A 21331-nucleotide genomic window follows, 5' to 3' on the forward strand; every position below is an offset into this window, starting at 1 on the left:
ATTGCAAATTATGACCAAAGGTTTTAAAAATACTATCAGACAAATACATTTGTGGCTCGGTTTAGCATCGGGCCTCATTGTTTTTATAGTGAGCATAACTGGATTTCTTTATGTTTTTGAAGAAGAGATACGTGATTTTGCCAACAAAGAATATCTGCACGTTCCCGTTCAGGAAAAGCCATTTATAGGTTTAAAAACTATAATTGAAAACTATGAAAAACTGGAACCAAAGCAGAAAATCACAGCTTTAAAAATAAATAAGGAAGAACCAAATGCTGCTGTTGAAATTTCGACAAAAAAGAAAAAGACTTATTATTTCAATCCATACGATGGAACTTTAATCAATCAGCAAGGAGCAGATTGGTTGAATACTGTACTAGAAATACATCGTACTTTGTTGTTAGGAGAAGTTGGTGAATTTATTCAAGGTTGGGCAGTGGTAATTTTTATCATTATGCTCATATCGGGATTAATTTTATGGTTTCCAAACCAAAGACGCTTGCTTAAGCAATCTTTAAAAATAAAGTGGAGCGGTTCATTCAAAAGAGTCAATTTTGATTTGCACCAAGTTTTAGGATTTTATGCTTCGATATTTCTGCTTTTAATTGCCTTTTCTGGAACGTATTTCAAATATGATACGGTTAAAAAAGGAGTTAGTTTAGTAACGGGAACCAAACTTAGAAAAGGAGATGAAGTGGTTTCTAACGCTAAAATTGATTCGACTACAATTCCTGTTCGATATAATAACATTTACGAAAGTGCAAATGCGAAATATCCAGGCGCAACTTCGGTTTCGTTTTCAATTAGAAAAACAGGAGAACTGCGATTAAGAATGACGTATCCAAATGATTGGGCAAGAAATCAAAATACGCTTTTCTTTGATGGAAAAACAGGGCAGTTGTCGCGAACCAAATTATATAAAGACAATAACACTGCTGATATTTATGAAGCAAGTAATCATGACTTGCATACAGGAGTTTTCTTTGGGCTTACAGGAAAAATAATCTGGAGTTTGGTCAGTTTAATTGGCGCTTCTTTGCCTATAACTGGATTTATAATTTGGTGGAAGAAAGGGAAGAAGTCTAAGAAGAAAAAGGTTAAAGCATAATATTATTTCAAATAAAAAAAGCGCAAAATGTATCTGATTTTGCGCTTTTCTATTTTTAGATAAATCTATCTTGTTCCGTAGGAACATTTCGTTGGTAGAAACAATGTTGTTGTCATTAGTTTTACGTTCCGTAGGAACGTTTGGTTTTTATCATTTTTTATGTTGGCGTATATCAAACGTTCCTACGGAACGTACATGTGGTTATTATTCTGGTTTCTACCAACCAAACATTCCTACGGAATGATAACTTTGCCTCGTTAAGGTACCGAATTAATTAACCATGCGCTTCAACTGAAACATCATTCCATTTTTCCCAGCTTTCTAACCTTTGATCGTAACTTTGTTTTACAAACGGAAATGCCACTTTTCCAAGTAACAAACGTAAAGGTGGATTTTCGTTTTCTACTAATTTTACCACTATTGGAGCAGTCGCTTCAACTTTACCAAAAATGTTTTCTCTTTCTGCTAAAGCTTTTTTGATTTCGTCATAATATGGCAAACTTTCGCTGGTAATTCCAGTATGCCAGATGTTAGACTCATACCCGTTAGGTTCCAATAAAGTAACGTTGATTCCGAATTGTTTTACCTCAGATGCCAATGTTTCACTTAAACCTTCAATAGCAAATTTAGAAGCGCTGTAAAGTCCCATTCCCGTTGGTAAAGTCGCCAATCCTAAAATAGAAGAAACTTGGATAATATGACCGCTTTTTTGTTCTCTCATAATTGGAATAACAGCTTGTGTTAACCATAATGTCCCGAAGAAATTGGTTTCAAATTGTTCTCTAGCTTCTTGTTCGTTTGCTTCTTCAACCGCGCCTGTAAGTGCATATCCCGCATTGTTGATCAAAACATCAATGGTTCCAAAATGCTGTTTTGCTTTCTGAACTACATCTAGAGATTCTAAACGATTGTTTACATCCAATTTTAAAGGTAAAATTGCGTTTCCGTATTTTTCTTTTAAATCGTTTAATGTTTCTAGATTTCTAGCTGTTGCTGCTACATTGTATCCTTTTGCTAAAAAAGCTTCTGTCCAAGCTCTTCCAAATCCTTTTGAAGCTCCTGTAATTAAAATTGTTTTTGACATGGTATTTGTTTTTTATAATTAATTAAAAATTTATTTATGACCAATCGGTCATTTTTATGATAAAAAAAATTATATCAATTTTTCAGATATAATTTTTTTAAGCGTTTTCTCTATTGTTTTCATGTTGTCGTTATTGCCAGACACTCGAGACATTAAGTGTCCTCCTTCAAGCATAGCAAAAAGTGTAATGGCAAATTCTGATGCATTCCAATCAGAATCAAATTCTTTATCGGCAATTCCTTTTTCTATAATCGAAGTTAAAAGCACTTGTCCGCGTTTGATGGCAGCGTTTACTTTTTCTTTCACAATTGGGTTTGTGTCGTCTGCTTCGGTTCCAAAGTTTAGTAAAGGACATCCGCCAATTACGGGTGGATTGATTGGGTTGCTAAAAAAATCGATATAAGCAAAAAGCTGATCTTTGGCACTTTGTCCTTGTCTAAGTGCATTTTCAAGTTTAGAACTTAATATTTTCATATTATGATCTACAGCTGCGCAGGCCAAAACATCTTTGTTTTCAAAATGTACATACATACTTCCTTTAGACAATTTCGTAGCCTCCATAATATCGCTCATAGAAGTAGCTGCAATTCCTTTTGTATTAAAAATAGGAGCGGCTTTTTCTATAATAAATTGTCTGGTTTCTTCACCTTTTGTCATGGTAGATTGTATTTAACGACGCAAATATATGACCGATTGGTCATAAAAACAAACAAATAATGCTTTTTTTATGTATTTGATTGTTTTTTAAAGAGATAAAACAGCTTCAAACATTTGGAAACGGTAATGTTTAAAGCTGTTTTGTCTCAATTGAGTTTATTGTAAAAAACTAATTCGCACGATTTCTTTCCTCTTCATTTCCAAAGTTTCGTTCTTTAGATTTCACATTTTGGTTCCCGAATTTATAACTCAAAGCAATTCTAAAAGCTCTTGAATCGCCATAATTTTTCATTGTGTTTTTAATTCCGTTTGAATAATAAGAAATTAAAGGTTTTTGGGCATTCAATACATCTTCTCCAGTTAAAGTGATTGAAAGGTTCTTTTTTAAGGCTAGAAATTTCACAGAAACATCCAAAATATTCAAAGTAGAGATATTAAAAACTTGATAGCGTCCTGGCAATTGCAAACCATAATTTAAACCTAGAAAAAGAGTTTTAGATTGATTTATTGTAAAATCATTATTGCTATAAATATAACCGTTGTAGCCATCTACAGAAGCAATTAAATTGGTTCTAGATTTTACATTTTGATAGTTTAAATTAAATCCCATAAAGCTGTTCCACCAAGAATATTTATTGAAATTGTAGTATGTTGAAAGACCGATTTGGTAAGTGTCAGCATAGTTGATTGGTGTACTTTTGGTAATATTCGTTTCAGGATCTATAATGGCTAATTCTTGCCCGAAATTTGAAACCTGAGAAAAATAAACCGTATTAACCCATTTTTGATTTCTAATATAAGAAAACTCAAAATTATCTATAATAGAAGGTTTTAAGAACGGATTTCCTTGAGAATAGTAAAACGGACTGGTTCTAATGACAAACGGATTCAAGTAGTCAAAATCTGGTCGGCGGATTCTTCGGCTGTAATTTAAAGAATACGAATTGTTATCGTTTGCATTGTAAGTCACGTAAGCCGTTGGAAACAATTTAATATAGTTGTTTTTATTAGTTTGGTTTAGATTTTCAGAATAGCCTTCTGTTTGTGTAGCTTCAGTTCTTAAGCCAATTTGTGTTTCCCATTTTTCGCTTAATTTTTTATTTGCAGAAAAATATATTGCTTCATTGTATTCTTTGTATGTGAATATATTAGAATAATTGGTGTCCAGAATCGGAGTTCCAGTTTCGTTATCAAAAACGGTCAGATTGTTTTTGGTGTTGGTATAAAATCCTTTTCCTCCAAAACTAATATTTGCCCAAGAATAAGGAAACGAAAAGTCAATTTTTGCTGAATAATTTTTCAATCGGTTTAAGTTAGAATTGATTGCAGCAAAATAAGTTTCGGGAATATTTTCGTTTTGGTTGTCTATTTCATTTCCTGAAAATGTACGAGAATCGTCTTTTTGATAATTGAAATAATCCAAATCAACCGTAATATTTTTGCCTTCATTATTTAAGTTAAAAACGTTATTCCAATTTATAGAATTCATTTTCGGTTTGTTTTCCGCATTCACATCAGACAAAATATAAGAATTGATTTCTCCAGCAGTATTGTAACGAGTCGTCAACGGATTATTTGCTGCATTTCTGTCATTAAAACTTCCTAGATATTTTACTCCAGAAGTCCAATTTTCGGTCAGCTTATAATCGGCACCAAAACCAATGCTCAATAAATGGGTTCTTGATTTGGTTGTAATATCTTGTTTCCAAACTTCATTTGGATAATAAATTCTATTATCTGAAGTAGTGCGAAATTGATCTGTTCCTTTATTAATTGAAGCCTGAAGCGACAATTTATTGTAGTTGTAGATAAATAATCCGTTTATGTTTCCGCTTGCGTAACTTCTTTGTACATAAGTAGAGCCAAGATTTGCTGTCCAAGAATTTGCTTTAGCAGTTTTTAGTTTAATATTGATTAAACCGCTGTTTCCTTCCGCTTCATATTTTGCTGGAGGTGTTGTAATTACTTCGATACTTTTTATGTTATCAGCAGGAATGGATCTAAGAAATGCAACGAGATCTTCCTGTGTCATTTTATTCAAACGATCATCAATCATAACCAAAACTTCTCCTTTTCCAACAATAGAAATCGTTTCATTCTGAACTCTAACTGTTGGTGTCGATTTTAAAGCGTCTAAAGCTGTTCCGCCAGTTGCAACAACAGAATTTTCGACATTAAAAACCAATCGATCTACTTTTTGTTCTACCAGTTTTTTTCTTGATTTTATAGTTACGCCGTCTAATTGCACTAATTCTTTCACTTCAATTATTCCTAAATCAAGATCTTGATTTACGATTATTTCTTTGTTGTTGAATTCGGTTCCAAATTGTTCTATAATTAATCTATAGTTCCCTTTTTCAGGATTTAAAATAAAATTACCTAAACTATCAGTTGAAGCTTGTAGATATAAAGTTTTGTCTCCTTTTAATAAAGATGCCGTTGCAAATTCCAGCGGTGTTTTATTCTGATTGATGATTTTTCCTTTTACTGAAAATTGTTGTGCGAATACGTTAATTTGAAATAGAAATAAAATTGATACTAAAAAGATTCTGTTCATGGTTTTGAATTTAATTACAAGACAAAACTGTTAGAATTAAAACCTAAAAACCACTTTTATCGACAAACCCCTTCGATTAATCTGCAAACCCGTTAAAATGCTTTTTACTGAATGTATATCTTTGTTTTAAAATCAAACCGAATGTACAAAGGCACTATTACCAAAAAACTCGAATGCTTAATTCATATTATTTATTGGCTTTTAATTTCGTATTTCACTTTCGTGAAAAATCCGATTGGAGCACGATTTTCTGTACCTGATCTATTTCTTTGCACTTATTTTATTGTTTTCATTATTACGTTTTATTTTCATTATTTGATCGTAATGAAAAAGGTTTTCAAAGTTTTCAATTGGAAAAGACTTTTCGCGGGAGTTTTCGTTTCATATCTCATTTTTACTTTTCTAAGATTTGTTTTAGAGCAAATCATAACCAAACTTTTGTTTGATAGAGTAAATTATACCAATATAAATTTTCTAAATTATATGCTAGACAATTTGCATTACAGCAGTATGTCAATCATCTTGAGTTCGTTTCTTTGGTTTGTGATTTATTCGATTCGTCTTTTAGAATATAACAAGCTCATTTTGGAAGAAAATAAGAACACTGAAATCAAATTCTTGAAAGCACAAATTAATCCGCACTTTGTATTTAATACTTTAAATAATATCTACTCAATGGTTTATTTTCAATCGGATAAATCATTAATGGCAATTGATAAATTAAGTAAAATTATGCGTTTTACCACTTACGAATCGCAGAAAGAAAAGATTAAATTAGCAGATGAAGTTGAGTATATAAAAGCATATATTGAGCTCGAAGAATTGAGGCATCAAGAGAATCTTTTGGTTGATTTTAATGTCGAAATCAAAAATGAGTTAGAAGAAATTCCGCCGTATATTTTATCGCCTTTGGTCGAAAATGCTTTAAAACATGGAACGGTTTCTAACTCTGAATCGATAAAAATAGAATTGAAAGTTTCGGAAAATCATTTGAATTTTAAAGTGAAAAATAGAATTGGAACACAGAAAAAAGATAGTTTGGGCGGAATTGGTTTAGATAATTTGCAAAAGCGTTTACAGATTCATTATCCCGAAAAGCACCAAATTAAAATCACCAAAGAAGAAAACCATTTTACAGCCGAACTTGAAATAGATTTAAAATGAATAAAAAAATAAACTGCATTATTCTAGACGACGAACCGTTTGCTGTAAAATTAATTGCTGATTATGCTTCTAAAATTTCAAGATTAAATGTTTTATACGCCGACAGCGATGTTTTTAAAGCAATTGAAATTCTAAACGCTGAATCTGTTGATTTGATTTTTATTGATATCCAGATGCCGCAATTGACTGGAATTGAATTGATGCAGATGTTCAATCAGAAGTATAATTTCATTATTACATCAGCTTATCCGCAATATGCCCTGGAAGCTTTTCAGTTTCATGTGATCGATTATTTGTTAAAACCCATTACTTTTAACCGTTTTTATCAAAGTGTAGAAAAGTTCATTCGTTGGCAGGAAACTTTTCAAACTCCTGAAAAAGCAGGAGATGATTATCTATTTGTAAAAGCTGACCGAAAGCATTATAAAATTGCTCTAAACGATATTTTATATATTGAAGGATTACGTGATTATATTCGCATTCATACCAATGACGAAAAGATAATGGCACTGGAGAATATGAAAGATATTTTGGAGAAACTTCCTAATCAGTTTATTCGAATTCATCGTTCTTATATTATTCCAAAGGATAAAATAAAGGTAATAGATGGAAACCAGATTGTAATGAAAAGCGGAAATGCTTTGCCAATAGGAGAGACGTATAGGAAATTGGTTACTGAGTGGTTGATGTAAGTCTAGAATTTTTTATAAATAGAAAATTAAAGTAAACTAAAAAGAAATGAAGAAGTTGGAATTGTATTGGAGAGACCTTAATATCGGATCGATTGTTGAAACCAATTGGGATATGAGAAGCTCTGGTAATATTTCGTTTAAATTTGATTATTTGGCTGAACCATCTGAAAATAAACATTTAGCTGACTTTATAAAATTCTCTATAGAAGATAGCATTTTATTAGGGGAAGGAGTTCAGGATGATGATTTGATTTTTGCTCAAGCGGAAGAGGAAAAAAAATTTCTTGATTTAATAGTTGATACTGCTACAGATTGGTATATTCTCAATGAGAAAGGCGAGAAAAGTATAATTCTTTGTCCAATATTTCATGAGGATGATCAGATAACATGGATGAAAGATTCTGACTATTTTTAATTTTGTTTTATTCCCTTGCACCAATCAGTGCTTTTTTATGATTGGAAATTTTCGATATATTTACAAAAGAGAAATCCTGTTACTGATTTTAGATGACAGATTCTAATTCATTTATATTAATAGTACCAAATGCATATTATCTATCAAAGCCCCAAAATAATTATACGCGAATTTTTGCCTGAGGAAAAACAGACATTCTTAGACCTTTTTGAAGATAATCAAGTGACGCAATATCTTCCTAATACTTCACCTGAAAGATATATCGAAATGTTTAGCGAACTGCTAGAAAATTATAAAAACAAAAATCTGAGCCGATGGGCGATATTTGACCCTGCGGATAATGGTTTTATAGGAATGTGTGTTGCCCGTATTTTTGTACACAATACAGATCAGATAGAGATAGGGTATGTGCTTAGTAAGGAATACTGGGGAAAAGGTATTGCTACAGAAGTATGCAGCGCTATAACTCAGTATTGTTTTGAAAATACAAATACAAATGAAGTGGTCGCCATAACAGATCTTGAGAACACTGGATCTCAAAATGTGTTACAAAAAGTTGGTTTTAAGCGATTAAGCAATCTGATAAGAAACGAGGAGGAACTTGCTTATTTTAAAATAGAGAGATCATAATTTCATTTATGATGGTATTAAAACTTTAATTTGGTCCAAATGACTTTATAAGATAAAAACAGAAGTAAAAGTATGTATTTAGATGTTGGATCGAATTCTATCTCATTGAGGTAAATAGAATAAAGAAAAGCCTGAGATTATATAGTTTCAGGCTTTTTTTATGCTTGGAAAATCTTTTCGTATTTTCTGTTTTTAGAAAGTCATATTGCTTTTAGTTGCAGTCCTCTTTATTTGTTTTCTTGAATACAGGTTAAAATCACAATTATCAAACTTAAAATTGATGCAACTGTTCTTATATTGTTCCAAAAATTCCAACGTTTTTCAAATATATTTCGCATTTGCTTTGCTGCTATTTCTGTCGAACTTGAAATGTCAAAAACGTCTAGTTTGTTGTTCAGCGGAACGTTTACAAATGCCGTTACCAGAAAAACACCTAATAAATAGATCAACGTTGCAGTAATCAAAAATATAAATGAGTTTTGATTGTAACGTGAAATACAGGCAATAACAAGCATTATTAAAGCACCAAAAAAGCAGGTGAAAAATATTGGATTTTGAATTTCTTTATTTATGTGCTGCATAGCACTAAGAAATTCTTTATCGCTCAATTTTCCTAAACCTAACATAACAGAAACAGAGTAGGAAAAGAAAAGACCAGCCATTAAAGCAGTAAAAGTTGCCGTAATAATAAGTATGATATCAGTCACTTTCATAGCCATTAATTAGAAATACTAACCGCTTTTTTCAAATACTCTTTTGCTAAAACCTGTTGCAGCATGAAGTTCGCAACATCTGCGCGAGAAATTTTCAAATTGAGCCCTTTAAGATTCCCATCAAACCCAATTTTAAATTGGTTGGTAATTTCTCCATCCGTGAAAGCACTTGGTCTTACAATGGAATAATCTAAATCGCTGTTTAAAATATAGTGCTCCTGTAATTTATGATCTGCAAAAGCTTTTTTTAGCAGCATTCCAAACATGATGTGTTTCCAGACAAAATTTAGGTTTGCGTAACTTTCACCCATTCCTAATGTGGTTTGGCAGATCAATCTTTTTATCCCGGTATTCCCCATTGCTTCAATGATCGTTTTGGTTCCTGCGGCTCTGATTGTTCCTGTTCTACCATCACCTAAGGCGCACAATACCGCATCTTGATTTTTTATTGCATTTTCTACTTGCTTGGCATTTAATACGTCTCCTTTATAAAGTATTAAATTGGTGTTGACTGCATGTTGCATTTTTTCAGGATTGCGAACAAAGGCTGTAACTTGGTGGCCTTGTGTTATTGCCTGTTTTACGAGTTCTTGACCTACTGTTCCTGTTGCTCCAAAAATTATAATTTTCATTTTATATCATTTTTTAAGTTAATGATACAAAGGTGCGACAGGGACTTTTTAGAAAATAGAATAAAAACGACAGTACCGCTATTTACTGAATTTTTTTGGTGTTTTGCCTGTGAATGCTTTAAACACTTTTATGAAATGTGATTGATCTGCAAAGCCATTTTCGTAAACTATATCAGTCAATTTTGTATAATTCTTTACGGACAATTGTTCCAATGAAGCTTGAAATTGCAATATTTGCGCAAACTGTTTGGGTGAAAGCCCTGTTTCTTTTAAAAACCTCCTTTCAAAAGTTCGCAGATTGATCTTTTGCTTCTCAGCAATGGCTCGAATAGGCACTTGTCCTTTTGCATCTATAATTTCTGCAATTGCCTGACGTATTTCTAGATTGAGATTTTGTTTTTTGGTTTCAAAATAATGTAGAAGCAGATTAGAAATAATGTCAATTTTTTCGTTTACCGTTTTGCATGAAATCAATTCCAGATTAAGTGCTGTAATTTTGTTGTCTGTATTGTCCAAATAATAGCAGTTGTCATTTATGCTTTGTGGAAGAATACCAAAGAAGGTTTGCAGGACAAAAGGATACAGCTGAAAAACGAGAATAGAGTAAGATCCTGAAATTTCTAGCACAATGGGATTGATGGTTTGTCCGTAAACAAAAATTTCTGGCATTTTCTTATCATGCGGTTTCACCGTCAATCCATTTTCAGACTGATTAAACATCAAACCTGGAAAACCATCTGCAAAAAATGGCAAACTCGTTGTCGCTTTGTTCTTTTCGCTTTCAAATACCCAAATATTTTTTACAAAAAGCGAAATAGATTTATCTGGTATTATGGTTTGAAAATTCATTTTTGTCTTTGTAATAATGGTTTCGTAGAATAATTGCTTGAGTTTATCATGCTAGAAATGGTTTGCATTTATGTTTATTCCAAATTAGCTCACTATCAAAAATAGCCATTTAGATTTAATTCTACCACTGTAACTTTTCCGTTTACTAGAATGTGATTATAATTAATTATTTGTAAATAATTGAAATATAGTATGTTGGTTGCTTTTTTTGCTTAAATTTATATAAAAAAAGTAATATGGCTACAGCTATACTTAGAGAACATCCTGAACTGGCACTTTTTTTATGCTTGGCTCTTGGGTTTTTAATCGGGCGTATTAAAATAGGTACATTTAAAATTGGTGTAGTATTAGGGACTTTATTTGCTGGAGTGCTAATTGGCCAATTGGATATTGATATTCCTGATATTGTAAAAACCATTTTCTTTGACTTTTTCCTGTTTTCTACAGGATATAAAGTTGGTCCGCAATTTTTTCAAGGTTTTAAAAAGAATGCATTTCCGCAACTATTGCTCACTTTGGTGATTTGTTTGTCGTGTTTATTAGTGGCATATTCTGTCTCCACTTTTTTAGGTTATGATATAGGGACAGCAGCTGGATTATTGGCAGGAGCGTTTTCTGAATCTACCGTGATTGGTACGGCTTCAGATGCTATCAGTCACTTAAATCTTGCAGATGCAGAAAAAAGCCGATTAATCAATAATATTCCAGTAGCCTATTCTGTAACTTATCTAGTAGGAGCAGCGTCTTTTGTGTTTTTTCTAACTGGAATTGCTCCAAAATTACTTGGAATTAATTTAGTTGAGGAAAGTGAAAAGCTGGCCGAAACTATTTCAGGTGAAACTGAGTATGGTCCAGGAATGAGAAGTGCTTACCAGAGATGGATTATCCGAGCCTATAAAATAACCAACGAGAAATGGATAGGAATCAGTATAAGCGAGTTTGAAAGATTAATATCTAACAAGAATATTGTGATCCAAAGGATACGCCATGAGCATCAATTGCTAGACCCAAAACCTGATACTATAATTTATAAAGATGATGTTTTGGTTATTATGGGACAGCACGGAATCATTTTAGACAGTCTCTTTTCTATTGGTCCAGAAATCTTGGATGAGGATTTATTAAACTTCCCATTAGCACATTTAGATGTTACAATAACCAATAAAGCAATTGAAGGAATAACAGTAAAAGCTCTTCGAAAAGCCAGTTTTTATCATGGACTAATGCTAAACAAAATAACGAGAGAGAATCATGAAATACCACTTGAATCGAGAACAGTTTTAAATAGAGGTGATATTTTGAATCTTTCAGGTAGACCTGCGAAACTGGAAGAAGCAGCGAAAGAAATAGGTTATCTGGATCGTTTAACTCCAGAGACCGATATCATTTTTGTCGGTTTAGGTATTGTTCTTGGCGGACTTTTAGGTTTGCTTTCGGTAACATTATTTGGAGTTTCGGTAACTTTAACAACAAGCGGTGGTGCGTTGGTAATGGGATTAATTTTTGGTTGGCTACATTCAAGAACTCCAGTTTTTGGAAAAATTCCAGAACCCGCTTTGTGGATATTTGACAACGTTGGTCTTGCAGCGTTTATTGGTCTTGTTGGTCTTGCAGCCGGTCCAAGTTTTATTTCAGGTCTTAAAGAAACCGGTTTTGGTATTTTGCTTGCCGGTGTAGCAGTTGCTTTAATCCCGCATATCATAGGAATGTATTTTGGAAGATATGTATTAAAAATAAACCTTCTAATCTTACTTGGCGCGCAAACAGGTGCAGGTACCTCAACAATCGGATTAAAAGCTGTTCAAGATGCATCAGGAAGCAAGTTCCCAGTTTTAGGCTATACTATTCCGTACGCATTAGCTAATATATTATTGACAGCTTTTGGACCAATACTTGTAGGAATGATGTCTTAAAATGGATAGATAAAATATTGGAGGGAATTTTTAAATCCCGCCATAACGCAACGTTGACCCCAAAATCAACATTGCAATACCAATTGAAGTAACAGTTAATATAATGAAAGCCATTTTATTGATATTATTAGGCTTAAGTTTTGGAATAATGAAAAACTGTGCACAAACTGCACAAAAGAAAGTGCAGAAAAGCAAAATCAGTTTTATTGAAACTACCTTTTCAAATCCGCTAGAAAAGTGAAACCAGGTTTCGGCTTTAATTCCAAAATCATACGCCATCCAGATTCCAGTTATAATAAGTAAAGCAAGAGAAGACATTCCGAGTTTTTCATACTTTTTTTCGAAATTTAAAATAATCTTAGGGTCTTTTTTCTTCAATGCTGTTGGAAGGTAGCAAATAGCTAAAAGCAAATGACCGCCAACCCAGATTGTGGCTGCCAAAAGATGAAGTATTAATACAAAATGATGCAAAGTCATAACGTGTTCATTTTGAGTTATCAAACTCTAAAAATAACTTTTATTTTTGAAGTTGAGAAGTTTTTAAATTGTATTTCTTTATTTGAATGGTCTAGTTTTGAAAGTGTTGGCACATTATTCATAAAGTGTTGCACATAATAGTTCCCTTCAAAATGTTTAGATTCAAGATATTTTATCATATTCACAAAATCATTTTCTGTAATTAAAGAAGAATGAAAAGTGGTGCGAACTTCAAACGGAATATTTGACTGAATTAAAATAGAAAGGCTTTCTTCAAATTCAGAAAATAAGCCTGATTGCGTTAGGTGTTTAAAGGTATGAGGAAGACTTTTGAAATCTAACGCGACATAATCAATTAATTGATCATGAATCAGGCTATTCAATATTTTTGGGTTGGAACCGTTGGTGTCTATTTTCACCGCAAATCCCATTGTTTTGATTTCTTTTATAAAATCAATTATTTTTTTGTGTAAAGTACATTCGCCACCACTTAATACTACGCCGTCTAATAATCCTTTTCGAGTTTTTAGGAAGGAAAGAACAGAATCAAAATCTATTTTTCCTTTTCCTAAAACAATATCAGGATTGTAGCAGTATAAACACCGCATGTTACAGCCTGCAAACCACACAATGCAGGCCGTTTTATGCGGATAATCTAATAAAGTAAAAGGCGTGAGGCTAAATATTCCTTTAATAGATAATGGTTTCTTCGAAATGTGTACGCTGTTGGTGTTCACCTTTTTTTCCAATATTAAAACTTTCTACAGGTCTGTGATATCCCATTACACGTGTGTAAACCAAACATTTACTTCTTTGCGATTTATTTTCTTCTAGAATCTTACGCGTTTTCGTTTTCATAAGCCAAGTGTTTTTGATTGTTTTTATTGAGTAAAATTTCGTCGCATTTTGGACAATATTCATGTTCTCCGTTTAAATAGCCATGAATAGGGCAGATGCTGAAAATTGGTGTTACGGTTATATAGGGCAGTTTAAAGTTGGTGAGAACTTTTTTAACGAAGTTTTTACAAGCTTCTGGACTGCTTATTTTTTCTCTCATATAAAGATGCAAAACTGTACCTCCAGTATATTTGCATTGTAATTCATCTTGAAGCAATAACGCTTCAAAAGGATCGTCGGTATGATCAACCGGAATTTGTGAACTATTGGTATAGTATATATTTTCATTTTGTCCCGCTTGCAGAATTTCTGGAAAACGTTTTTTGTCTTCTTTTGCAAAACGATACGTTGTTCCTTCTGCTGGAGTTGCTTCTAGATTGTAAAGGTTTCCAGTTTCTTCTTGAAATTCTTTCATTCGCAGTCGAATGTGATCGAGAATTTCTGTCGCGAAATGTATTCCTGAAGTGTCGGTTATATTTTGTTTTCCTTCAGAAAAATTGATTACCATTTCGTTCATTCCGTTTACGCCAATTGTAGAAAAGTGATTTCTAAAATGTTTCAAATAGCGTTGTGTGTAAGGATAAAGTCCACGGTCGTACATTTGCTGAATAAAGATTCTTTTTTTCTCCAAAGTCGATTTGGCTATTTGAAGCAATTCATCTAAATGTTCAAATAAAGTAATGATGTTGCCTTTATGCAAATATCCAAGACGAGCCATGTTGATGGTTACCACGCCAATACTTCCCGTCATTTCGGCGCTTCCAAAAAGACCATTTCCGCGCTTTAACAATTCTCTTAAATCGAGTTGTAAACGACAGCACATACTGCGTACAGCGTTTGGTTTATATGCATCTGGGTTTTCGATTCGATTTCCATTTTCATCCAAGAGATATTGGCTGCCAATAAAATTCTGGAAATAAGATGAACCAATTTTAGCTGTGTTTTCAAAAAGCAAATCGACATTTTCTCCGTTCCAGTCAAAATCGTCAGTGATGTTTACTGTTGGAATCGGGAAGGTAAACGGCTGTCCGTTTGCATCACCTTCTGTCATAATGGTGTAATACGCTTTATTAATAAGATTCATTTCTTTTTGAAAATCAGCATATTTTAAATCTATTAATTTTGAAACGCCTCTGTTTTTAGCTTCCAAAATCAGATTTTCATCAGTGACCTTCAAAAATAAATGTTCGTCATTTTGGGTCGGAATCTGTTCTTTTAAATCTTCTGGCACATTCCAATCCAATGTAATATTTGTAAAAGGGGATTGTCCCCAGCGTGCTGGAACATTTAAATTGTAAACAAAACTTCTGATTCCTTTTAAAACTTCATCATAAGAAAGCTGATCTTTGAAAACATAAGGAGCCAAATAGGTATCGAAAGAACTGAAAGCTTGAGCGCCTGCCCATTCGCTTTGCAGAATTCCTAAAAAATTAGCCATTTGCCCTAATGCTTCTCTAAAATGAGAAGGAGGTCTGCTCTCGACACGGCCACGCACGCCGTTAAAACCTTCATTTAACAGCACACGCAAGCTCCAACCAGCGCAGTATCCGGTAAGACAATCCAAATCATGGATGTGTATGTCGCCATTCCTATGAGCAGAACCTTCTTCTTTATTGTATATTTTATCCAGCCAATAATTGGCGATTACTTTTCCAGCAGTATTACTGACTAGTCCCGCGTTTGAATACGAAATATTCGCATTAGCATTAATTCGCCAATCAGATTGGTTAATGTATTCTTCAACAGTTTGTGTACTGTCTATATATGTGGTGTCATCGTTTAAACCATTAATATGTTCTCGCTGTAATTTTCTCGTATGGCGATAAATTATAAACGAACGCATAGCCTGGAAATATCCTTTTTCAAAAAACGCTCTTTCGATCATGTCCTGAATTTCTTCTACAGGCCACGAAAACTTTACCTCAAGACCAGAAAGAACAGTTTTGTAAATTCTTTTGTCGACAGGCTGACTGACGCTCTGAAAGGCTTTTTGAATGGCATCCTGAATCTTATAAGTTTCAAAGGGCTTATAATCTCCATTGCGTTTGATTACATATTTTTCCATGGTTTCGTTTTTATTTATGACACTTTTTCAAATGTTTTTTCAAGCTCAATTGCTTTTGGAAACAAGATGTTGTTTTCCAGATGAATGTGTTTTTTTAAATCTTTGTCAAATTCTTCTAGCATTAGAAAAGCAACTTTATAAGTGTTGCATGAGTCAACTGGCGGTGTATAATTATTGGTTAAAGCCGCAATTCTCTTAAAGCGTTGTCCTTCTGTAACATGATCATCTTTTAAGGTTACAATTGGTGCTTCAATAGATAAAAAAGGCGGTGTTTCCAGTTCTGTACCTTTACTGTGTGCGGCTTTCATTTTTTTAATAAAAGGAAAAACAACCAACTCTTCTCTTTTCATATGAGCCGTCAGATCTAAATACGTTTTTGAAAAAATAGTATGAATTTCATGAAGCTCAGGATGAATCGCACCGTGAACACCGCATAATTTATTTAAATACTCCAATATAACAGGGGACTTTTCTGTAACATATCTATGATGAGTTTTTGTTATATAATCTGCAATCATGTCTGCAGACCAGCTTTTATAATCAAAAGACTGATTGGCAGAACTGTTTCTTGCTTTTTCAATATGTTCAATAAGAACACTTTCTTCTATATCTCTTTTTTTGCAGACTTCTTCGATAGTTCGATGTCCTTTGCAACAGAAATCAATATGGAATTTTGTAAAAATGGCTGCTGTTTTGAAATCATCTGCGACGATTTCACCAATGGTTGTTTTACTTGTTAGTTTCATAATGGTTGGGGGTATAGATTTTTTTATGGTTTCAGCATATTTTTTGGTCTTCGGCAGCTTTACATTGTTTAATGATTAACAAAGAAGCTGCAATCATGTTCGAAAATTCAATAAACGGAATCGTGATTTCGTGTGCTTCTGTAAGCGAAACGGCATAATTATGAAGCTCTTTTATTTTTTCAAAAGCTAATTCAGCATCACGTTCTTCACTTGTATAAAATGAAGTAACCAGTTTTTGCAATTCTTTTTTAAGTATTTCAAAAGCAAGATAATCATCAACTTGATGTGCCTTTGGAAACTTCGGAATTAGTATTTGTGATGAAAAAATAAATTCGGCAATAGTTTTATCTACATTTTCTGAAGCCTGATGTGCAAAGACCAAACCTTCAAGAAGAGAGTTTGATGCGAGACGATTTTTACCATGAAGACCTGTTCTAGCGCATTCCCCAATTGCGTAAAGATTTTTTATTGAGGTAACTCCATTTTGGTCTACTTTAATTCCGCCACACTGATAATGTGCAGCAGGAACAACAGGGATTAGATCTTTTTCAGGTCGTATTCCTAACTCATTGCAATGCGCTGTAATTACGGGAAATTGATTTGAAAAAGCTTTTGGATCTAAATGTCTACAATCTAAATAAACATGATTTTTTCCGCTTATTTGAAGTTCTTTACTAATGGCACTTGAAACCATATCTCGTGTAGCCAATTCACCTCGGATATCATATTTAAATAAAAATCTTTTTCCTTCATCATTTACAATATGAGCACCAAAACCCCTAACAGCTTCTGAAATTAAAAACAACGGATTTTCTTTTCCTGTATATAAAGCTGTTGGATGAAACTGAATGTATTGCATATCAGTAATTTCGGCACCTGCACGAGCTGCAATTGCTAGTCCGTCTCCAGTTGCTATTTTCGGATTTGTTGTGTTTTCAAAAAGTTGACCACATCCGCCTGTGCACAAAACAACAGTTCTTGCTCTAATGTATTTAATTCGATTGTGTTTTTTTTCAAAGAAAAAGGCTCCGGCACAAGTAGTTTTAGCTTTTTTTGTTTCGGTATTTAAGTCAATGACCATATGATTTTCTAAAAGTTCAATATTGGGCATTTTCTTGATTATTTTGAGCAGTTTCTGCTCAATTTCCTGTCCGGAGCTATCTTTATGATGTAATATTCTGTGTTGTGAATGCCCGCCTTCTAAACCTAGATCCCATTGTCCTTTTTCATTTTTATCAAAAGAAGCACCTATTTCGATTAGTTCTCGAAGTCTTTCGGGAGCTTGTTTGATAACCATATTAACAACTTCTCTATCGCAGAGACCTCCGCCAGAACGAAGCGTATCATGTATGTGTTTGTTAAAACTGTCTTTTATAAGATCTGTCACTACAGCAATACCGCCTTGAGCGAGTTGCGTATTGGTATTTTTGGCTGTTTCTTTCGTCATTATAACAATAGATAAGTCTGGGCGTTTTTTTGCTGTTTTCATAGCAAAAAATAATCCCGAAATACCAGAACCGATGATAAGTATATCTGTTTTAAGCATGTTATTTTGATTTAAGGTTATTGCATTTTTTATGATAGTTCGAGCATTCTTTTAATAGGCTTTAAGGCTTCTATTCTCAGCTCGTCTTTAATTAGCATTTCTGGTCTTTCATTTTTGAGGCATAAATACAGTTTTTCGAGTGTATTCATTTTCATATAAGCACATTCACTGCAGGCACAGCTATTGTCATCTGTGGTAGGAGCCGGAATCAGCGTTTTATCGGGTACAGCTTTTGAAAGCTCATGCAGGATACCGGCTTCTGTGGCCACAATGAAAACGGCAGCAGGATCCGTTTTAATGAAATTAATAATTCCCGAAGTAGAGCCAATGTAATGTGCTGCTTTTAAAATATGTTCTTCAGATTCAGGGTGTGCCGCAATTTTTGCAGTTGGGTTGTTGTTATATATTTCAATTAGTTTGTCTAATGAAAAGGCTTCGTGTACAACACAAGAGCCTTTCCATAAGACCAGTTCGCGTTTGGTTTCTTTTTGTAGATATTTGCCCAAGTTTTCGTCTGGAGCAAATATGATTTTTTGTTCTGCGGGTATAGATTCGATTATCTTTTTTGCATTTGCCGATGTGCAGACTAAATCGCTCATAGCTTTTATTTGGGCAGAACAATTGATGTAAGTAACCACAATATGATCGGGATGCTGTTCTTTGAACAATCTAAAATCTTCTGGCGGACAGCCATCAGCAAGCGAACAGCCAGCGTTCCAATCGGGTAATACTACTTTTTTGTTTGGATTTAAAATTTTTGCTGTTTCTGCCATAAAGTGGACTCCTGCAAAAACAATAATATCTGCATTTGTATTTTGAGCTTTTTTTGCCAGTTCAAGACTATCTCCAATAAAATCTGCTATTTCCTGAATATCCTCATCTTGATAATAATGAGCCAGGATAACAGCATTTTTTTCCTTTTTCAATCGGATTATTTCCTGTACTAAAAAGTTCTTGTTCATTTTAATTCTTTGAATTTTCAGCTTCGCTAACCTATAAAGCTGATGGTGTTTATTTTTAAGCTTGTATTAAAATATATCTTAATACATAATTTTAATAGGGTAAATATATTATCATCATTTTTTTCAAAACATGATTCTAATCATACTGTTTTATATTTGTTTGTATATGTTAACCTTAATAATAGCAGCTTAATTTAAAGTGAAAGTGAGATTTACAAAGAGATTTCGACCCATTCGCGGAATTTTATTCCAGTCGGCATAAGTGGTGTAATATTTGTCAAAAATGTTTTCTACACCGGTTTGCATCTTTAATTTGTTTTGGCTCCAATTGAAAGTATAGCCAGCATTAAGTCCAAAAATGAGATAATCTGGAGTTTTAGTTTGTCCGTACACTTTTGCAAATTCATTTTGAGCTAGATTTCCTAAAGCATTAATTCCGACATTAAAATTTTCTTTTTTAAAATCGATTCCAGCGCTGTATTTAATCGGACTTATAAATGGCAGATTATTTCTTACATTATCTTTTCCAAAACTATAGGTCAGTTGCGATTTGAATTGCCAATTTTCCAGAAAATCGTAAGTCAGATTAAAATCAGTGTTGAATATTTTGGCATTGTCAATGGCCTCATATCTTTTTACTCCAGAAGCACCAATAGTCATAGGAAGCGTATTTGGATCAATTTTACCTATTATGTAGTTTGAAAAATAGAAATACGAACCCGTAATTTTTGCTGTGATTTGCGATTTTTTATAGCCAATTGAAAAGTTTCCCTCAAGAGCATTTTCATTTTTTAGACTTGGATTCCCGATATAATCATAGAAATCACTGCTGTTGTAGAGATAAAATCCGTAGCCTTCAGAAACTGAAGGAGCTCTTTCGGCGTAAGCTAAACCAAATCCGAACTCAAATTGCCCTTCATTTTTGGTGTAATTTGTGGCAAAGCTTTTTAGAAAACGGTTTTTTGAAGCATCCATATTAGGATAAAAAATGCGGAGACTTGCTAATCCGAAATCATTTGCTACGGTATTATTCTGAAATCCGAGATTTGCGCCAATTCTCAGCTGATCTTTTTCAGAAATTTTAATATTATCTTCTAAAGACAATCCGTTGTATAAAGTTCTGACATCTGGCCACGTATACATAAACATCAGATTTTCGTTAGGATCTGTCGGATACATGGTCATCTCTGCAATTGACTTATTATAAAAACCATTCAAGTCAGCTAGAAAATTATGGTTTTTAATTTTCCCTTTAATTCTCGAATAATAACCATAAGTATCTGACCATCCCGGCATATCCATGTGTATCGGTACATTTGGTCTTTTGGTATCGTCCATTTGGTGGGTGATGGAATTAAAATAGCCTTTTGTTTCCCAGTTTGTTATAAGGTTAGATTTTGGCACATATTTATAACTTAGAGATACAATTTTAGCTTCGGCTAAAGAAACATCCATAGGAAGGGCAGGGTAGCCCACATTTGTCGCTTTATCATAAATTACAGATGCTTCCAAAAGGTTTTGTTTGTTTATAAAATATCCAGCAGTAGCAGAAATATTGTATTTGGTAAATTGAGAAAAACTCACTTCTTTGTTTCCACCTGCTTTATAATTATCGGCATCACGATGCATAAAATCGATATGGGTGTAGAAACGAGAATCATTGTAACCTAAAGACGCACCAATAATTTTTTGAAGATTATTGCTTTCAAAACCAGAATTTAAACTGCCGTTCCAACCTGTTTTTTTATCACTAAACTGATTACGCTTTAAATCGACAGATCCGCCAATTCCTGCACCGTGACAGCTTGCCTGCTGTCCAGATGCTACGCTGGCTTCGGCCAAATTTGAAACCTCAACATAAGAAGTAATCGGATCCATTTTGTCGGTACACGCGCCAAATATGCGCATTCCGTCAATCGTAATCACGGTGCGTTCTGTAGCCATGTTATTTATAACTGGTTCCCAAGCATAGGCACCTCTTTTGATCATATTTACTTTTGATGATTTTGAGAGATATTCTTCTACAGAGGTTAATGATTTTGATTGTTTTAGATGCAAAGAAGGTTTACTTCCAATGACAATTATTTCGTTGAGCTTTACGGTTTCAAGACTGTCATTTGGTTTTTCCTGCGCCCAGCATATTGTTGAAAATACAGCCAAGAAGGTTGCTGTTAGATTTTTCATCATTTCTTACTTTAATAGAAAGAGACAAATTGTGTTATGT

At 33.4% G+C, this 21331-nt stretch carries 20 protein-coding genes; 6 read left to right on the top strand and 14 right to left on the bottom strand.

Features of this window, described 5'->3' with window-relative positions:
• Positions 1-10 precede the first annotated feature (10 nt).
• Positions 11-1108 carry a PepSY-associated TM helix domain-containing protein gene (locus AC1Q5Z_RS22725; protein WP_343586498.1) on the top strand — a complete coding sequence of 366 codons (1098 nt, stop codon included), beginning with the start codon at positions 11-13 and terminating at the stop codon, positions 1106-1108.
• 274 nt (positions 1109-1382) lie between these two features.
• On the opposite strand, the gene AC1Q5Z_RS22730 is transcribed toward AC1Q5Z_RS22725, so the two are convergent.
• The 3 genes from AC1Q5Z_RS22730 to AC1Q5Z_RS22740 all read right to left on the bottom strand — a co-directional run bounded on the left by AC1Q5Z_RS22730 (position 1383) and on the right by AC1Q5Z_RS22740 (position 5406).
• Complete coding sequence (locus AC1Q5Z_RS22730) at positions 1383-2192, bottom strand: SDR family NAD(P)-dependent oxidoreductase (RefSeq protein ID WP_343586496.1); 810 nt, start codon at positions 2190-2192, stop codon at positions 1383-1385.
• A gap of 69 nt (positions 2193-2261) precedes the next feature.
• Positions 2262-2849, bottom strand: a complete 588-nt coding sequence (locus tag AC1Q5Z_RS22735) for a TetR/AcrR family transcriptional regulator (RefSeq protein WP_343586494.1) — start codon at positions 2847-2849, stop codon at positions 2262-2264.
• Positions 2850-3018: 169 nt separating this feature from the next.
• Positions 3019-5406 (bottom strand): TonB-dependent receptor domain-containing protein, encoded by a 2388-nt coding sequence (locus AC1Q5Z_RS22740; protein WP_492446981.1) that lies wholly within the window; start codon positions 5404-5406, stop codon positions 3019-3021.
• A gap of 141 nt (positions 5407-5547) precedes the next feature.
• On the opposite strand from AC1Q5Z_RS22740, the gene AC1Q5Z_RS22745 reads away from it, so the two are divergent.
• From AC1Q5Z_RS22745 to AC1Q5Z_RS22760, 4 genes are all read left to right on the top strand, one after another.
• Positions 5548-6570 (top strand): sensor histidine kinase, encoded by a 1023-nt coding sequence (locus AC1Q5Z_RS22745; protein ID WP_492446983.1) that lies wholly within the window; start codon positions 5548-5550, stop codon positions 6568-6570.
• Entirely contained in the window at positions 6567-7262 is a 696-nt protein-coding gene (locus AC1Q5Z_RS22750; protein ID WP_492446985.1) for a LytR/AlgR family response regulator transcription factor, read from the top strand. Before AC1Q5Z_RS22745 ends, AC1Q5Z_RS22750 begins: the two co-directional genes overlap by 4 nt.
• 46 nt (positions 7263-7308) lie before the next feature.
• Positions 7309-7677, top strand: a complete 369-nt coding sequence (locus tag AC1Q5Z_RS22755; RefSeq protein WP_492446987.1) for a hypothetical protein — start codon at positions 7309-7311, stop codon at positions 7675-7677.
• Positions 7678-7806: 129 nt separating this feature from the next.
• Entirely contained in the window at positions 7807-8307 is a 501-nt protein-coding gene (locus AC1Q5Z_RS22760) for a GNAT family N-acetyltransferase (RefSeq protein WP_492446989.1), read from the top strand.
• Between the two features lie 227 nt (positions 8308-8534).
• On the opposite strand, the gene AC1Q5Z_RS22765 is transcribed toward AC1Q5Z_RS22760, so the two are convergent.
• From AC1Q5Z_RS22765 to AC1Q5Z_RS22775, 3 genes are all read right to left on the bottom strand, one after another.
• Positions 8535-9020 carry an anthrone oxygenase family protein gene (locus tag AC1Q5Z_RS22765; RefSeq protein ID WP_492446991.1) on the bottom strand — a complete coding sequence of 162 codons (486 nt, stop codon included), beginning with the start codon at positions 9018-9020 and terminating at the stop codon, positions 8535-8537.
• Between the two features lie 5 nt (positions 9021-9025).
• A complete protein-coding gene (locus AC1Q5Z_RS22770; protein ID WP_492446993.1) occupies positions 9026-9652 on the bottom strand; it encodes an NAD(P)-dependent oxidoreductase in 627 nt (208 codons plus the stop codon).
• Between the two features lie 78 nt (positions 9653-9730).
• The gene (locus AC1Q5Z_RS22775) at positions 9731-10501 is read right to left on the bottom strand and encodes a helix-turn-helix domain-containing protein (RefSeq protein ID WP_492446995.1); all 771 of its coding nucleotides are present in this window, start codon (positions 10499-10501) and stop codon (positions 9731-9733) included.
• Positions 10502-10737: 236 nt separating this feature from the next.
• Between AC1Q5Z_RS22775 and aspT the strand changes: the two genes are divergently transcribed.
• On the top strand, positions 10738-12414 hold the full coding sequence (gene aspT, locus AC1Q5Z_RS22780; protein WP_492446996.1) for an aspartate-alanine antiporter: 1677 nt from the start codon (positions 10738-10740) through the stop codon (positions 12412-12414).
• A 30-nt stretch (positions 12415-12444) separates the two neighbouring features.
• Here aspT and AC1Q5Z_RS22785 read toward each other — a convergent pair whose 3' ends face one another.
• The 8 genes from AC1Q5Z_RS22785 to AC1Q5Z_RS22820 form a co-directional block, all read right to left on the bottom strand.
• Positions 12445-12891 (bottom strand): copper resistance protein CopD, encoded by a 447-nt coding sequence (locus AC1Q5Z_RS22785; RefSeq protein ID WP_492446998.1) that lies wholly within the window; start codon positions 12889-12891, stop codon positions 12445-12447.
• Between the two features lie 20 nt (positions 12892-12911).
• The gene (locus tag AC1Q5Z_RS22790) at positions 12912-13628 is read right to left on the bottom strand and encodes an anaerobic ribonucleoside-triphosphate reductase activating protein (protein ID WP_492447000.1); all 717 of its coding nucleotides are present in this window, start codon (positions 13626-13628) and stop codon (positions 12912-12914) included.
• Positions 13582-13749, bottom strand: a complete 168-nt coding sequence (gene nrdD, locus AC1Q5Z_RS22795; RefSeq protein ID WP_198858071.1) for an anaerobic ribonucleoside-triphosphate reductase — start codon at positions 13747-13749, stop codon at positions 13582-13584. The genes AC1Q5Z_RS22790 and nrdD overlap by 47 nt, the downstream gene beginning before the upstream one ends.
• Complete coding sequence (locus tag AC1Q5Z_RS22800) at positions 13730-15853, bottom strand: ribonucleoside triphosphate reductase (RefSeq protein WP_492447002.1); 2124 nt, start codon at positions 15851-15853, stop codon at positions 13730-13732. The genes nrdD and AC1Q5Z_RS22800 overlap by 20 nt, the downstream gene beginning before the upstream one ends.
• 14 nt (positions 15854-15867) lie before the next feature.
• Positions 15868-16599, bottom strand: a complete 732-nt coding sequence (ric, locus tag AC1Q5Z_RS22805; RefSeq protein ID WP_198858073.1) for an iron-sulfur cluster repair di-iron protein — start codon at positions 16597-16599, stop codon at positions 15868-15870.
• 31 nt (positions 16600-16630) lie between these two features.
• Positions 16631-18145 carry an L-aspartate oxidase gene (gene nadB / locus AC1Q5Z_RS22810; RefSeq protein ID WP_492447004.1) on the bottom strand — a complete coding sequence of 505 codons (1515 nt, stop codon included), beginning with the start codon at positions 18143-18145 and terminating at the stop codon, positions 16631-16633.
• Positions 18146-18174: 29 nt separating this feature from the next.
• Complete coding sequence (gene nadA / locus AC1Q5Z_RS22815; protein ID WP_492447006.1) at positions 18175-19107, bottom strand: quinolinate synthase NadA; 933 nt, start codon at positions 19105-19107, stop codon at positions 18175-18177.
• 189 nt (positions 19108-19296) lie between these two features.
• On the bottom strand, positions 19297-21294 hold the full coding sequence (locus AC1Q5Z_RS22820; RefSeq protein ID WP_492447008.1) for a TonB-copper family protein: 1998 nt from the start codon (positions 21292-21294) through the stop codon (positions 19297-19299).
• Between the last annotated feature and the right edge of the window lie 37 nt (positions 21295-21331).

This window comes from Flavobacterium sp. GW823-FHT06G12 (genome assembly GCF_058794775.1).

Coding starts and splice junctions, on each gene's coding strand:
- AC1Q5Z_RS22725 (WP_343586498.1), top strand. CDS start 11: ATGACCAAAGGTTTTAAAAATACTATCAGACAAATACATTTGTGGCTC.
- AC1Q5Z_RS22730 (WP_343586496.1), bottom strand. CDS start 2,192: ATGTCAAAAACAATTTTAATTACAGGAGCTTCAAAAGGATTTGGAAGA.
- AC1Q5Z_RS22740 (WP_492446981.1), bottom strand. CDS start 5,406: ATGAACAGAATCTTTTTAGTATCAATTTTATTTCTATTTCAAATTAAC.
- AC1Q5Z_RS22775 (WP_492446995.1), bottom strand. CDS start 10,501: ATGAATTTTCAAACCATAATACCAGATAAATCTATTTCGCTTTTTGTA.
- AC1Q5Z_RS22770 (WP_492446993.1), bottom strand. CDS start 9,652: ATGAAAATTATAATTTTTGGAGCAACAGGAACAGTAGGTCAAGAACTC.
- AC1Q5Z_RS22750 (WP_492446985.1), top strand. CDS start 6,567: ATGAATAAAAAAATAAACTGCATTATTCTAGACGACGAACCGTTTGCT.
- AC1Q5Z_RS22745 (WP_492446983.1), top strand. CDS start 5,548: ATGTACAAAGGCACTATTACCAAAAAACTCGAATGCTTAATTCATATT.
- AC1Q5Z_RS22735 (WP_343586494.1), bottom strand. CDS start 2,849: ATGACAAAAGGTGAAGAAACCAGACAATTTATTATAGAAAAAGCCGCT.
- nrdD (WP_198858071.1), bottom strand. CDS start 13,749: ATGAAAACGAAAACGCGTAAGATTCTAGAAGAAAATAAATCGCAAAGA.
- AC1Q5Z_RS22820 (WP_492447008.1), bottom strand. CDS start 21,294: ATGATGAAAAATCTAACAGCAACCTTCTTGGCTGTATTTTCAACAATA.
- AC1Q5Z_RS22755 (WP_492446987.1), top strand. CDS start 7,309: ATGAAGAAGTTGGAATTGTATTGGAGAGACCTTAATATCGGATCGATT.
- AC1Q5Z_RS22760 (WP_492446989.1), top strand. CDS start 7,807: ATGCATATTATCTATCAAAGCCCCAAAATAATTATACGCGAATTTTTG.
- AC1Q5Z_RS22785 (WP_492446998.1), bottom strand. CDS start 12,891: ATGACTTTGCATCATTTTGTATTAATACTTCATCTTTTGGCAGCCACA.
- nadA (WP_492447006.1), bottom strand. CDS start 19,107: ATGAACAAGAACTTTTTAGTACAGGAAATAATCCGATTGAAAAAGGAA.
- AC1Q5Z_RS22765 (WP_492446991.1), bottom strand. CDS start 9,020: ATGAAAGTGACTGATATCATACTTATTATTACGGCAACTTTTACTGCT.
- aspT (WP_492446996.1), top strand. CDS start 10,738: ATGGCTACAGCTATACTTAGAGAACATCCTGAACTGGCACTTTTTTTA.
- nadB (WP_492447004.1), bottom strand. CDS start 18,145: ATGCTTAAAACAGATATACTTATCATCGGTTCTGGTATTTCGGGATTA.
- ric (WP_198858073.1), bottom strand. CDS start 16,599: ATGAAACTAACAAGTAAAACAACCATTGGTGAAATCGTCGCAGATGAT.
- AC1Q5Z_RS22800 (WP_492447002.1), bottom strand. CDS start 15,853: ATGGAAAAATATGTAATCAAACGCAATGGAGATTATAAGCCCTTTGAA.